Below are 13,294 nucleotides of genomic sequence, written 5' to 3'. Positions count from 1 at the left end.
TCAGCGCCGGTTACGCCCGCAACTTCGCGGCCTCTTGGCGGCTTTCGGCGAGCGCCTGCTCAACCAGCCGCAAATGTTCCTCGTCAGGGTCAGTCCATGCGTCCTCGAAGAAACGGCGCGCGATGTCCAAATCACTTTGTCCACGGACTCGGTCGGAATAGCTCACAGTGGCAAGCTTCCGCGGACAGTCCCAACGCAGGTGTACCGCGTGCGGGAAACGCTCCTGGAGTTTGCGCATGGCATCCATAGGACGCACCTCATCGGTAAGCACTGCCGAGACATAGTGCTGCTCATACTCCGCGTACCGGGGGCTAGTGAGGAGACCCTCGAGCGTATCGGTGACTTCGCTGAGTCCGCGAATAAGTGGCAAATGCACTTGATCGATGGATTCAATCCCGTCAGCACCCAGATCGATTACCCACACCGATTTGCGGTGGTCTCGCTCCCCGAATGAGTACGGCAGCGGACTGCCTGAGTATCGCACACGTTCACTCACAACTTGTGGAGTGTGCAAGTGCCCCAGCGCAACATAGTCAACGCCATCGAACACTGACGCAGCGACCGTCTCGACGCCTCCCACAGTGATGGGACGCTCCGATTCAGAAGCGACACCACCCACCACAAAGGCGTGCGCGAGTACGATGCTGCGCCGGTCACCGCTGTCCAGCACGTGCTTACGCACGTTGTCCATGGCGGCGCTGAGAACTTCCTGGTGGGATCGCGCAGCCGGTGCTCCCAGTTCAGTTTTCACCGCTTCCGGTTCGAGGTAAGGGACGCCGTAAAACGCAACCTCCCCGTGCTCGTCACTGAGCACGACCGGCGCATCGATGTCGGCCACACACGTCCGCAGATGCAGGCCACCCGCGCCGGTGAACGCGGCTCCCGCACCGAGTCTCGTGGCCGAGTCGTGATTGCCAGGAGTCGCGATAATGATCGCGCCAGCCGCCCGGATCTTTTCGAGGGCAGCGTTACACAGCTGTACGGCGTCCGCACTGGGCACCGCACGGTCGTAGACGTCTCCAGCGATCAGCACAACATCGATCGACAGCTCAGTGACGACAGCCGCGATCGCATCCAGGACGGCACGCTGATCCTCGAGAAGGTCGACGCCGTGAAACGTGCGCCCGACATGCCAATCCGACGTGTGCAAGATCTTCATGCGGCGAACGGTAAAGCATTCCTCTGACAATTTTCGGTAGCTGCTGCTCAGACACGCATTTCGGGTACTTGTGTCTCAGTTACCTGGCTTGGTTGGCGGGGGAAACGCAGCCCGGCCGGAACCGTCGGGCAGGGTGCACGCGAAAAATTGTCAGACTCGTGGTGCACTATCAACGGCCATGAACCTCCTCAGTTTCGTTGCCGTCCTAGCAGCTTTGGGTGCAGGTGTGCTGCTTGGCTGGCTGCTGCACGCCGCTCGGTCTGATGCTCGCGCTGTCGCTGCCGAAGCACAACTGCAGGCGCTGCGGGATTCCGAGCGGCTACTTCGCGAGGCCCTCGCAGCCGCGAACGAGGATTCTGCGCGACGGTATTCCGGGGCGATGAGCGAACAGATGTCGACGGTCGTCAGTCCGCTGCGGGAGGCGGTCGGCAATCTCGCCGAACAGGTACGCGAAGTCGAACGCAGCCGCATCAGTGCATACTCCGGGCTGATGGAGCAGGTCGCGGGAATGAGCCGAACGTCGCAGGCACTCTCCACACAGACGAACCAGCTTGTTCAGGCGCTGCGTGCACCGCAGGTCCGCGGACGCTGGGGGGAACTGCAGCTCGAGCGAGTCGTCGAACTAGCCGGTATGCGTGAGCACTGTGATTTCTCGACGCAAGCCCACACCGTCCACGACGGTGATGACGGTGTCCGGGCGGTCCGCCCGGACCTCGTGGTGCACCTCGCAGGGGGCAAGAACCTTGTGGTCGACGCGAAGGTTCCCTTCTCCGCTTACCTGGACGCCACTGAGGCTGACTCTGACGAAGCCCGCGCACGACATCTGAAACGGCATTCAAGTCAGTTGCGCGCGCACGTCGACCAGCTATCCGCGAAGGCCTACTGGACCGCGTTCAGTCCTTCACCCGAGTTCGTTGTGCTCTTCGTCCCAGGCGACCCGTTCCTCGATGCGGCACTCGCGACCGATCCGGCGCTGCTTGAGTACGCATTCACGCGGAACGTCGTTCTCGCGACACCGACGAGCCTGATTGCCTTGCTCCGCACGGTTGCCCTCACGTGGCGGCAGGAGACCTTGTCGCGTGACGCTGCAAAGATTCACAAGCTGGGCGCCGAACTGTACTCCCGGCTCGGTGTCCTCGCTGCTCACATGGATCGGCTCGGTTCACAACTCGGCAAGAGCGTCGAAGCGTTCAATTCCACCGTGGCCTCGATGGAGGCGCGCGTACTCGTCACTGCCCGCAAGCTCCATGAGCTGCCCGCATTCGACACGGAACCACCCACGGTCGAGACGATCGATTTGTGGCCCCGCGGCATCGCACACACTGAGATTTATGCGACTCGAAGCCGTGAGAGTGAGGCCAGCTGACCAACTGCCGGTATCGTGCGGTTGTGCCTGAAAGACGATCCGCATCCCTGAGTGTCCCGCCCGAGCTGCGTTCGGCGTCACCCAGCCGCATTGGCGTCGCTTGGTGGATGGCCATCGTTATCGCTGTTGGCTTCTCCGCACTGGGTTTTGCGTTCGACGCTATCCGCGGTGACGAACTCACGATCGTTTTCAGCATCTTTTACTTTGCGGGGTGTGTGGCTGCCGTACTCGCAGTGCAGCAACGCAGCCTGTTCACCGCCGCCGTGCAGCCGCCTCTGATTCTGTTCGCTGGGATTCCGCTGGCGTACCAACTGCTCGTTCCGGAGAGCCCAGGCGGGCTCAGGACCCGAATTATCGACCTCGTGCTGCCGCTAGTGACCCGTTTCCCGTTGATGCTCCTCACCGTCGCGGTGGTGCTCATCATCGCGGGTTTCCGCATCTTCGCTGGCCGGGTGGGCACCGCGCCGTCGTCGCAGTACAGCCGCCGGACAGTCAGCACCCGGAGGCGTGAAGGCTCCGCGGTGCCAGCGAGCGGACGCCGTGTAACTGACGCACCGACGGAACCGCGACCGCCACAACCTGGCGGGTCAGGGACCGACCAGCCGTAGCCTGCGGTTCCTTGGTACTACGTCCGGCGGGCCGGCCGCAGCTCGCGGGGCAGCGCAAAGACTAGGGTCTCATTGGCGGTGGTCACTGGCTGAACACTGCCGAACCCCCGCCCTGCGAGGTACTCGAGGACACCCTCAACGAGAATTTCCGGCACCGATGCACCGGATGTCACTCCGACCGTCGTGACACCGTCGAGCCAGGCCGGGTCGATTTCCTTGGCGTAATCGACGAGGTAACTCGCGGTCGCGCCCGCATCGAGCGCCACCTCCACGAGCCGCATCGAGTTCGAGGAGTTCCGAGACCCTACGACGATCACGAGATCACACTCGGGCGCCATCGCTTTGACCGCGACCTGACGATTCTGCGTCGCGTAGCAAATGTCATCGCTTGGCGGATCCTGCAGGTCCGGGAACCGCTGGCGGAGCCGCTCCACCGTCTCCATTGTTTCGTCCACGCTCAGGGTCGTTTGCGAGAGCCAAACAACACGGGACTCATCCCGCACCGAGACGCGCGAAACCGCGTCCGGCCCGTCAACGAGCTGAACATGCGATGGCGCTTCACCGGCGGTGCCTTCAACTTCCTCATGCCCCTCGTGGCCGATGAGCAGAATGTCATAGTCGTCCCGCGCGAACCGCTTCGCTTCCTGGTGAACCTTCGTCACAAGCGGACACGTCGCGTCAATAGTGCGCAGCTGACGTGAGCTGGCCGAATCGTGCACCGCTGGTGACACACCATGCGCGGAGAACACGACGAGCGCACCCTCAGGCACCTCGTCGACTTCTTCGACGAAGACCGCTCCCCGATCGGACAGCGTTTCGACGACGTGGCGGTTGTGCACGATCTCCTTACGGACGTAAACGGGGGCGCCATGCTTTTCCAGCGCGCGCTCCACGGTCTCGACGGCGCGATCGACGCCAGCGCAGTAGCCGCGAGGCTCGGCAAGCAGCACTCGTTTGCCCTGCGGTTTAGCGGCGGCCGAGTTCACAGCACCGGGAATTCCCATGTTCACTGCCGAAGACATGCCACCAGAGTACGGGTCGCGACAGCATCAATGCGACACGACGGGAGTGATCTGCTAGAGATGTGCGTCAAATTAGGGCAGGCTGGAGACATGTTTCGCCCACCTTTCGCCGCGCGGGTTATGGCCGGCCTTGCCGTCACGTTCGTTGAGGAGACCCGCCGCCTCCCGACAACGGCTGCGACATTCCCTATGACCGCGGTTAGCCAGGTGCTGCAAACTTCGATGCGGGTGCAGCAGAAAATGACGGAGCTGGCCATCAAGGGTGATGAGGCACTCGCGTGGCTATACCCGCCGGAACAGCAGCCTGAGTGGGTTGTCTTCGATGATGAACCGGTCGAGACCACCGGTCGCTCTGATGAGCGCAAAGCGGTGACAGCGGGCGCCGGGAAGTCGGCCGTGCAGGGCAGGTTCGCGCTGTATTCCGCTCCGGTCACCTCGGCCAACAGCGGTGCGGTCAATGGTGCGCCCGACACCGCCGGTAATGCTGATACCACGCTTTCGGCAGAACCTGACGGCTCCGACGTTCCCGCAGTCGCGCAGCGTATCGATTACGGAACGCTGACTCTGGCACAGTTGCGTGCACGGTTGCGCCAACTGACCGTGGACGATCTCACGGCCCTGCTGCGCTACGAGGAGAGCACCTTCAGCCGTGCCCCCTTCCTGACGATGCTGAGCAACCGCATCGCAACGGTGTCGAAGTGACCCGTGGGTTCAGCTGAAACCACCAGCGGTTCGGCAGCCCAGTCGGCTCCTGCAGGTACGTCACCCGAGAGTCCGTGGCCAGTTCGCGTGGTCTCGTCGAAGATCACGCAGTGGATCGATCGTCTCGGTGCGGTGTGGGTAGAGGGACAGATCACTCAGATCAGTCTGCGTCCCGGCACACGTACTGCGTTCTTGGTGTTGCGGGATCCTTCAGCGGATATTTCACTGCCGGTGACATGCTCGCCGATGCTGCTGACGAATTCGCCGGTGGAACTGACCGAGGGGACTCGGGTCGTCGCGCTGGGTAAGCCGACCTTCTTTCCGGGGCGTGGTTCCTTCTCGCTGCGGGTGACGGACATACGGCCCGTGGGCCTCGGTGAACTGCTTGCACGTATCGAGCGGCTGAAGGCGCTGCTGCGTGCCGAAGGCTTATTCGATGATCGGCTGAAGCGGCCGCTCCCCTATCTGCCGCGCTGCGTCGGTCTCATCACGGGACGTGCGAGCGCGGCGGAACGTGACGTGCTGTCGGTCGCGCAGCGGCGCTGGCCCGACGTCCAATTCGCGGTCCGGAATACCGCCGTACAAGGGCCGGGCGCGGCCGCCCAAGTGATTGGCGCACTGCGCGAGCTTGACGCCGATCCAGACGTCGACGTCATCATTCTTGCGCGCGGCGGGGGTAGTGTCGAAGATCTCCTCCCCTTCTCGGATGAGGCACTGTGCCGCACGATCGTGGGCGCGACCACACCCATCATCAGCGCTATCGGGCACGAACCTGACAATCCGCTCTGCGACTATGTCGCAGATGTACGCGCGGCGACGCCGACGGACGCGGCTAAGCGTGCGGTTCCGGACGTTGTGGCGGAACTCGCGCTGCTTCGCGAACTTCGCAGCCGCTCAGTTGCTGCGCTGCGCACGTGGGTGACGCGCGAGGAGCACGCCGTAACCCAGCTGCGGTCGCGGCCAGTGCTGGCTGCCCCGATCCGGAGTCTTGAGGAACGCGGCGCGGACGTCGAACGGTGCCGAACACAGGTACGCAGGGAAGTCGACCGAGTGCTGAACGCTGCCGCCGCGGATCTCAGTCATATCCGCGCGCGACTTACAGCGCTCGGGCCGGCCGCCACTCTCGAACGGGGTTACGCGGTCGTGCAAGCGATACACCGTGACGGTGGCCCCCCACATGTCGTGACTGCTGCCGGGGACGCTCCTCCTGGAACCGGCCTGCGCATCCGGGTGACTGACGGCGTCTTCCGTGCGACCGCAGGGGACGCGGAACGCGGGACCGGACACAAATCTCCGAAAGGAACAGCCGATGACTGACATCGAAGACTCCGCTGCCGCGAAGATTGCTGACCGCCCGGATGTGACGACACTTGGCTACGAACAGGCGCGGGACGAACTGATCGATGTCGTGCGGACGCTGGAACGCGGCGGGCTAGACCTCGATACTTCTATCGCATTGTGGGAGCGTGGCGAAGCTCTCGCTGACCGGTGTGAGGAACACCTCGCGGGGGCGAGGCAGCGCGTTGAGTCCGCTATCGCGCGCCACGAACGCGAGGGATCCGAGTAGCGCGCACAGCCGTGTCTCAGGACACGGGCTCCGCGTCGACGACCTTCTCTGCCAGCTCACGGAACTGGGCATCGCTAGCGCTGCCCGTCAGTCCCACCCGTACCTCGCCAAGGTCGGCAACCCAGATCGGCTCTCCGTTGGCAGCCCGGTACACGGTCCAGCTGGTTTCACCAACTGTGGCAGCGCCTTCCTGGGCCTCCGGGTCGCCCGTGTGGTACGCAACAAGATCGGCTTCGCTCACATCCGACTGGCTGAACCGCAAGTAAAGGCTGTCCGCCGTCACGTAACCCACCCAGGTGACGGTGCCCGTCCTGTCGTCTGCTGGTTCGTCACGCACACCGGAATTGGCTTGCCAATCCTCGCTGACATCCGGGATCCGGATCGGGAAATCCACAACTGTCGCGTCGTACTCGAGTGCCAGCTCAGCGTTGAACTGAGGTGGGGCGCCCGGTTCCGGTCCGCCCGGATTGAATGAGCACTGTCCTGCGAGTGCGGTGAAGATCAGGATGAGCGCCACGAGCGGGATCATCGTGAGAATCAGGTCCCGGTTGTCTTGCAGAATCCTCGGTTTGTCGGCTGGCACGCGACCCAGTATGACAAAAACCTACTGAAACGCCCGATTCGCGCGGGCCCGCGAAGTGAGCACGGGCCGCTCCATGCGGATCCTGGACGACCCGCGGAGGCCCTAGCCTGCTCCATCTTCGAATCGCGTGCGCACAGCGCTCGCGGAGAAAGTGACCGGGTCAACATCACGCGCCGGACTCTGCAACAATTAGTGGGCAGTTCGTGACGCCATCGGAGCCGTTACTCATTCGGCACCATACAGAGGAGGCATCTCGTCTATGACGACGATTTCCGGCGATCCCGGTACACAGGCGGATTTAGCGCGAAGCAAACCGGATCGAAACTTGGCGCTCGAACTTGTTCGCGTCACCGAAGCAGGCGCGATGGCCGCTGGCCGCTGGGTGGGCCGTGGCGCGAAAGAAAGCGGTGATGGCGCGGCGGTCGACGCCATGCGCCAGCTCGTCAGCACGGTGTCCATGCGGGGCACGGTCGTCATCGGTGAGGGCGAAAAAGATGAAGCGCCCATGCTGTACAACGGCGAAGTCGTGGGTAACGGCCAGGGCCCCGAGGCCGACGTCGCGGTTGACCCGATCGATGGCACGACGCTGATGGCGAAGGGCCTTCCGAATGCGATTTCGGTCCTTGCTGTATCGGAGCGCGGCGCGATGTTCGACCCGTCCGCGGTGTTCTATATGAACAAGATTGCAGCCGGCCCCGACGCCGCGGATGTGATTGATATCACGATCCCAGTGAAGGCGAACATTCAGCGTGTCGCCAAAGCTCATAAGACGAGTGTCGGTGACGTCGTCGTATGCGTGCTCGATCGACCGCGCCACACACAACTGATTCAGGACGTCCGTGATGCGGGCGCGCGGTGCCGCCTCATCTCGGACGGCGACGTTGCCGGGGCGATCGCAACGGCGCGGCCGGATTCAGGTACCGATTTGCTTATGGGGATCGGTGGCACGCCTGAAGGAATTATCGCCGCGGCAGCGATGCGCTGCATGGGTGGCGGGCTGCAGGGGCAACTCGCGCCGAAGGACGATGAGGAGCGCCAGAAGGCCATCGACCGTGGCTACGATCTCGACCGCGTGCTCTCCACGGAGGAACTTGTGGCGGGCGAAAACGTCTTCTTTGTTGCGACGGGAATCACCGACGGCGACTTGCTGCGCGGGGTCCGGTTCCGTTCGGGTGGCGCCACGACTCAGTCAATCGTGATGCGCTCGAAGTCGGGAACAGTCCGGATGATCGAGGCGTACCACCGGCTCACCAAGTTGCGTGAGTTCTCGAGCATCGATTTCGAGGGTGACGGCACCGCCTTCCCTCCCCTGCCTTGACATCCGACATGTAACGAACAACCCGCCGTCGCACTGTTGACCGCAGGTCCCGCACCGTTGCGGACTGCATGCCACTAAGGTTGCCCACAGCAGAGCAATCTGCGACGAGCGAAGAAACCTCCGGAGGAACCGTGGCTGAACAGCAGTACCGCATCGAACACGACACCATGGGTGAAGTGCGGGTACCCATCGACGCACTGTGGCGCGCACAGACGCAGCGCGCCGTGGAGAACTTCCCGATCAGCGGGCGTCCACTCGAGCGCACTCAGATCCGCGCGATGGGGTTGCTGAAGGCTGCCTGCGCGAAGGTCAATAAGGATCTCGGTCTGCTGCCAGCCGAACAGGCGGACGCGATCATCGCCGCCGCCAACGAAATCGCTGAGGGCAAGCACGATGATCAGTTCCCGATCGATGTCTTCCAGACGGGTTCAGGCACCAGCTCGAACATGAACTCTAACGAGGTCATCGCATCGATCGCCGCGAACAATGGCGTGAAGGTGCACCCGAACGACCACGCCAACATGTCCCAGTCGTCCAACGACACGTTCCCGACGGCTACCCACCTCGCGGCCACCGAGTCGGCTGTCAAGACTCTGATCCCGGCCCTGGAGTATCTCCACAAGGCGCTCGCCGACAAGGCAACGGAATGGAAGGACGTCGTCAAGTCAGGCCGCACCCACCTGATGGATGCCGTACCTGTGACGCTCGGTCAGGAGTTCGGTGGCTACGCGCGCCAGATCGAGGCGGGCATCGAACGCGTCAAGGCAACGCTGCCGCGGCTCGGTGAGCTTCCCATCGGCGGCACCGCCGTCGGGAGTGGTCTCAACGCGCCGGATGGCTTCGGCGGCAAGGTCGTCGAAGAACTTAGGTCCTCGACGGGTCTCGACGACCTGAGTGAGGCCGTCGACCATTTCGAGGCGCAGGCCGCACGTGACGGTCTTGTTGAGGCGTCCGGTGCGCTCAAGACGATCGCCGTGTCACTCACCAAGATTGCCAACGACATCCGCTGGATGGGCTCCGGACCGCTCACGGGTCTCGGCGAGATTCAGCTCCCGGACCTGCAGCCAGGTTCGTCCATCATGCCCGGCAAGGTCAATCCTGTGCTGCCGGAAGCCGTGACACAGGTCGCCGCTCAGGTGATCGGGAACGATGCTGCCATCACCTGGGGTGGCGGCAACGGGGCTTTCGAGCTCAACGTGTACATCCCGATGATGGCGCGCAACATTCTCGAGTCCTTCACTCTCCTTGCGAACGTTTCCCGCCTCTTCGCCGACAAGTGCATCATCGGGCTGGTGGCGAACGCGGAACGGTTGCGCGAACTGGCGGAGTCGTCGCCATCCATCGTCACCCCGCTCAACAGTGCGATCGGCTACGAAGAGGCGGCAGCGGTCGCGAAGGAAGCTCTCAAGGAGAAGAAGACGATCCGTCAGGCGGTGCTCGACCGCGGACTCGTCCCCGAGAAGCTGTCCGAGGAAGAACTCGACAAGCGCCTCGACGTGCTCGCAATGGCAAAAGTCAAGTAGCAAGCACGTCACCGCAAGGGCAGGAGAAGATATCACCTCCGTTGCAGGTTGGTTGAGGAGCGAAACCCGCGCGCAGAGCCGTGTTACGAATAGCTAGGCCTGTAGGCAGATCGTCTGCGGCACACGTGACTACGGAACGGAGTAACGCGTGAATTTCCTCGACGACCTTATCGGCGGATTCCTCGGCGGCGGCGGTGATCTCCTGGAGTTGATTCCCGGCGGCAGCGAGTTCTTCGGCCAGATCTTCGGCCAGTTGACGACCGGCTTGCTGGAATCACTCCTCGTCACATTCTCTGAGTCGGGCAGCCTTGAACAGCTCGACACGTTGTCTTTCGGTGAACCGCCGGAGGACGTGGAAGTGCCTGACCTCGAAGACGAGTGATCTAGTACCGTGCCCCGGGAGCGTATTCATCCCGGGGCACGGTCGCTTTACCCCCTACTGTTCAAGCATCTCCGTGACGAGCGCGGCGACCGGTGACCGTTCGCTGCGCGTCAGGGTGATGTGCGCGAACAGTGGATGGCCTTTGAGCTTCTCGATGACTGCGGCAACGCCGTCGAAACGGCCGACGCGCAGGTTGTCACGCTGCGCGACATCGTGGGTGAGCACGACGCGGGAGCCAGTTCCGAGACGTGACAGCACAGTGAGCAGCACGTTCCGTTCCAGTGACTGTGCCTCATCCACGATCACGAAGGAATCGTGGAAGCTTCGGCCGCGGATGTGCGTGAGCGGCAGCACTTCCAGCATTCCCCGCGAAAGCACCTCGTCGATCACGTTCTGGCTGGCGAGTCCTTCGAGCGTGTCAAAGACGGCCTGCGCCCAGGGCCCCATTTTTTCGTTTTCTGAACCGGGCAGATACCCAAGGTCCTGGCCGCCGACCGCGTAAAGGGGCCGGAACACGACGACCTTGCGGTGATTGCCGCGCTCAAGCACTGATTCGAGGCCGGCGCACAACGCGAGAGCCGACTTTCCGGTGCCCGCCCGCCCACCGAGCGAGACGATTCCCACTGACTCGTCGAGCAGCAAGTCGAGCGCGACGCGCTGCTCAGCAGATCGGCCATGCAGCCCGAATGCTTCACGGTCACCTCGCACCAGCTGTACCCGCTTGTCGGCCGTCACGCGGCCCAGTGCGCTTGACGTGGGAGACAGCAGCCGTATGCCGGTGTGGCAGGGCAAGTCGCGCGCCTCGTCGAGGTCAATCTCCCCATCAGTGAAGAGGTTATCGATCAGCGTCCGGTCGACGTCGATTTCCGTCATTCCGGTCCAGCCGGAGATCACGACATCATGCGCGTGGTATTCGTCCGCGCTGAGGCCCACCGCCCCCGCTTTGACACGGAGCGGAATATCCTTGCTGACCAGGACCACGTCTTCACCTTCGGCGGCCAAGTTCAGCGCACACGCCAGAATTCGTGAATCGTTCGAATCAGTCCGGAAACCGGCGGGAAGGACGGCGGGGTCAGTGTGGTTGAGCTCCACCCGCACTGTGCCGCCGCTGTTGCCGACTGGCACTGGGTTGTCGAGACGCCCATAGTGTGTCCGCAGGTCCTCGAGGAACCGAAGAGACTCGCGTGCGAACCACCCCAACTCGGGATGGTGGCGTTTCGCTTCGAGTTCGCCGATGACCACGAGTGGCAGAACCACCTTGTGCTCATCGAAGCGAAGGAGCGCGCGAGGGTCGGACAGCAGGACAGAGGTGTCCAGGACGTATGTGCGGGCGGGACGCGCGGAATCACTCACGGTCACGTGTGCTCCTCGGCCCACCGGGCACCCCAGCGAGCATCTCTCGAGCGGCCAGTCCGTCCTACGCGGTGTACCCGCGAGGACCGGGTGCCGGCCCTCTCGCGCTGATCGTCACAGTCACGACTAGAACCTCCCGGGCAAGCAAGGGGAGCTGCCTGCACTTGCGACGGTACAGGGGGAATTCACGATTCTGCGGTAGGCGTTTGTGAACGTTTCGTGAACCGTGTCTTGCAGCTGGTCACGCTGGAGCGCGGGTTGTGGAAATCTGCCTCCGTTTTCCGGAGGCAGATTTCCACAGCAGCTCTAGCCCAGCAAGCGCCAGTCTTCGAGGCCCTCATACAACGGGAAGTCGCGTGCGAGTTCGGAGACTTCGTTGCGCAGTGTGGAGAGTTCCCGGCTGCCGGTGAGCGCAGCGGCGATGATGTCAGCTACCTTCTCGAACTCCGCATCGCCGAATCCGCGTGTCGCGAGCGCTGCGGTGCCGATGCGGAGACCGGACGTCACCATCGGCGGGCGCGGGTCGAACGGCACTGCGTTGCGGTTGACAGTGATCCCAGCCTCATGCAGGACGTCTTCAGCCTGTTTGCCGTCGAGTTCGGAGTTGCGCAGGTCAACGAGCACAAGGTGCACATCCGTGCCACCAGTGAGGACCGTGACACCCTTGTCGGCGACGTCCTGCGCGCTCAGCCGTTGCGCGATGAGCTGCGCTCCGGCGAGGGTGCGCTGCTGACGGTCGCGGAACTCTTCGGTTCCGGCGATCTTGAGGGCAACGGCCTTCGCGGCGATCGCGTGCATCAGCGGTCCGCCCTGCTGGCCCGGGAACACCGCGGAGTTGATGGGCTTCGCCCATTCCTGCTTGCCGAGAATCATGCCCGACCGAGGCCCGCCGAGCGTCTTGTGAACAGTCGTTGACACCACGTCAGCGTGCGGAACGGGTGACGGGTGCAGCCCGGCGGCGACAAGACCCGCGAAATGAGCCATATCAACCCAGAGGTACGCGCCAACCTCATCGGCGATCGCGCGGAAAGCAGCGAAGTCCTGCTGACGGGGATACGCCGACCAGCCCGCCACGATCACCTTCGGGCGGAACTCCAGCGCCTTTTCACGCACGGCGTCCATGTCGATGCGGAACGTCTGAGGATCAACACCGTAGAAACCGACCTCGTACAAGCGGCCAGAAAAGTTCAGCCGCATGCCGTGGGTGAGGTGACCGCCGTGCGCGAGATCGAGGCCGAGCAAACGTTCCTCGGGCTTCATCATCGCATGCAGCACAGCAGCGTTCGCCTGGGCGCCCGCGTGCGGCTGTACGTTGGCGAAATCCGCACCGAAAAGGGTTTTCGCGCGTTCACGAGCAAGATTTTCGACCACGTCGACGTGTTCGCAGCCACCGTAGTAACGCCGGCCTGGGTATCCCTCGGCATACTTGTTCGTCAGTACCGACCCCTGGGCCTGCAGCACTGCGCGCGGCACGAAGTTCTCCGACGCGATCATCTCGAGCGTCTCCCGCTGTCGCGCAAGCTCTCCCGCCATTGCCGCCGCAACATCAGGGTCGAGTTCCGCAAGCGGTGCGGTGAAACTCGAAGCGGCAACGGATGCAGCAGTCATTAGCCAATCTCCCGATAGTCGGTCCGGCGAAGGTGCGGTCACGTGTCTGGGGGCGTCCCCGGAATGACTGAACCAGTGTACTTGGGCGAAACAAGCAGGTGAA

The 13,294-nt window shown here is 63.2% G+C and carries 13 protein-coding genes; 8 read left to right on the top strand and 5 right to left on the bottom strand.

Annotated elements, in window-relative coordinates; genetic code table 11:
• Window positions 1-10: 10 nt before the first annotated feature.
• Complete coding sequence (locus ONR57_RS17340) at window positions 11-1,159, bottom strand: exonuclease SbcCD subunit D (protein WP_265124776.1); 1,149 nt, start codon at window positions 1,157-1,159, stop codon at window positions 11-13.
• 178 nt (window positions 1,160-1,337) lie between these two features.
• On the opposite strand from ONR57_RS17340, the gene rmuC reads away from it, so the two are divergent.
• Both rmuC and ONR57_RS17330 read left to right on the top strand, forming a co-directional pair.
• Window positions 1,338-2,525: a DNA recombination protein RmuC gene (gene rmuC / locus ONR57_RS17335; RefSeq protein ID WP_265124775.1), complete on the top strand. Its 1,188-nt coding sequence runs from the start codon at window positions 1,338-1,340 to the stop codon at window positions 2,523-2,525.
• A 23-nt stretch (window positions 2,526-2,548) separates the two neighbouring features.
• Entirely contained in the window at window positions 2,549-3,133 is a 585-nt protein-coding gene (locus tag ONR57_RS17330; protein ID WP_265124774.1) for a DUF6542 domain-containing protein, read from the top strand.
• Window positions 3,134-3,150: 17 nt separating this feature from the next.
• Here ONR57_RS17330 and ONR57_RS17325 read toward each other — a convergent pair whose 3' ends face one another.
• Complete coding sequence (locus ONR57_RS17325; RefSeq protein ID WP_265124773.1) at window positions 3,151-4,155, bottom strand: 4-hydroxy-3-methylbut-2-enyl diphosphate reductase; 1,005 nt, start codon at window positions 4,153-4,155, stop codon at window positions 3,151-3,153.
• A 90-nt stretch (window positions 4,156-4,245) separates the two neighbouring features.
• Between ONR57_RS17325 and ONR57_RS17320 the strand changes: the two genes are divergently transcribed.
• The 3 genes from ONR57_RS17320 to ONR57_RS17310 are packed head-to-tail and all read left to right on the top strand — an operon-like array spanning window position 4,246 to window position 6,424.
• Window positions 4,246-4,857 (top strand): lipid droplet-associated protein, encoded by a 612-nt coding sequence (locus ONR57_RS17320; protein WP_265124772.1) that lies wholly within the window; start codon window positions 4,246-4,248, stop codon window positions 4,855-4,857.
• Between the two features lie 3 nt (window positions 4,858-4,860).
• Complete coding sequence (xseA, locus tag ONR57_RS17315) at window positions 4,861-6,174, top strand: exodeoxyribonuclease VII large subunit (RefSeq protein ID WP_374116477.1); 1,314 nt, start codon at window positions 4,861-4,863, stop codon at window positions 6,172-6,174.
• Entirely contained in the window at window positions 6,167-6,424 is a 258-nt protein-coding gene (locus tag ONR57_RS17310; RefSeq protein WP_265124771.1) for an exodeoxyribonuclease VII small subunit, read from the top strand. Before xseA ends, ONR57_RS17310 begins: the two co-directional genes overlap by 8 nt.
• A 16-nt stretch (window positions 6,425-6,440) precedes the next feature.
• Here ONR57_RS17310 and ONR57_RS17305 read toward each other — a convergent pair whose 3' ends face one another.
• Window positions 6,441-7,007: a DUF4245 domain-containing protein gene (locus ONR57_RS17305; protein ID WP_265124770.1), complete on the bottom strand. Its 567-nt coding sequence runs from the start codon at window positions 7,005-7,007 to the stop codon at window positions 6,441-6,443.
• Between the two features lie 259 nt (window positions 7,008-7,266).
• On the opposite strand from ONR57_RS17305, the gene glpX reads away from it, so the two are divergent.
• The 3 genes from glpX to ONR57_RS17290 all read left to right on the top strand — a co-directional run bounded on the left by glpX (window position 7,267) and on the right by ONR57_RS17290 (window position 10,230).
• Window positions 7,267-8,325: a class II fructose-bisphosphatase gene (gene glpX / locus ONR57_RS17300; RefSeq protein ID WP_265124769.1), complete on the top strand. Its 1,059-nt coding sequence runs from the start codon at window positions 7,267-7,269 to the stop codon at window positions 8,323-8,325.
• A gap of 131 nt (window positions 8,326-8,456) precedes the next feature.
• Complete coding sequence (locus ONR57_RS17295; protein ID WP_265124768.1) at window positions 8,457-9,848, top strand: class II fumarate hydratase; 1,392 nt, start codon at window positions 8,457-8,459, stop codon at window positions 9,846-9,848.
• 148 nt (window positions 9,849-9,996) lie between these two features.
• A complete protein-coding gene (locus tag ONR57_RS17290) occupies window positions 9,997-10,230 on the top strand; it encodes a hypothetical protein (RefSeq protein WP_265124767.1) in 234 nt (77 codons plus the stop codon).
• 54 nt (window positions 10,231-10,284) lie between these two features.
• Here the strand turns inward: ONR57_RS17290 and ONR57_RS17285 are convergent, their stop codons facing one another.
• Window positions 10,285-11,589, bottom strand: a complete 1,305-nt coding sequence (locus ONR57_RS17285; RefSeq protein WP_265124766.1) for a PhoH family protein — start codon at window positions 11,587-11,589, stop codon at window positions 10,285-10,287.
• Window positions 11,590-11,889: 300 nt separating this feature from the next.
• Window positions 11,890-13,191, bottom strand: a complete 1,302-nt coding sequence (glyA, locus tag ONR57_RS17280) for a serine hydroxymethyltransferase (RefSeq protein ID WP_265124765.1) — start codon at window positions 13,189-13,191, stop codon at window positions 11,890-11,892.
• Window positions 13,192-13,294 lie beyond the last annotated feature (103 nt).

It is taken from the genome of Hoyosella sp. YIM 151337, assembly GCF_026041215.1.
GTDB lineage: Bacteria > Actinomycetota > Actinomycetes > Mycobacteriales > Mycobacteriaceae > Hoyosella.
This window is presented reverse-complemented; position numbering and strand designations above follow the sequence as displayed.

What these genes read in the sequence shown, in the direction of transcription:
- ONR57_RS17340 (WP_265124776.1), bottom strand. Translation starts at nt 1,159, where the DNA reads ATGAAGATCTTGCACACGTCGGATTGGCATGTCGGGCGCACGTTTCAC.
- glyA (WP_265124765.1), bottom strand. Translation starts at nt 13,191, where the DNA reads ATGACTGCTGCATCCGTTGCCGCTTCGAGTTTCACCGCACCGCTTGCG.
- rmuC (WP_265124775.1), top strand. Translation starts at nt 1,338, where the DNA reads ATGAACCTCCTCAGTTTCGTTGCCGTCCTAGCAGCTTTGGGTGCAGGT.
- ONR57_RS17320 (WP_265124772.1), top strand. Translation starts at nt 4,246, where the DNA reads ATGTTTCGCCCACCTTTCGCCGCGCGGGTTATGGCCGGCCTTGCCGTC.
- ONR57_RS17310 (WP_265124771.1), top strand. Translation starts at nt 6,167, where the DNA reads ATGACTGACATCGAAGACTCCGCTGCCGCGAAGATTGCTGACCGCCCG.
- glpX (WP_265124769.1), top strand. Translation starts at nt 7,267, where the DNA reads ATGACGACGATTTCCGGCGATCCCGGTACACAGGCGGATTTAGCGCGA.
- ONR57_RS17325 (WP_265124773.1), bottom strand. Translation starts at nt 4,155, where the DNA reads ATGTCTTCGGCAGTGAACATGGGAATTCCCGGTGCTGTGAACTCGGCC.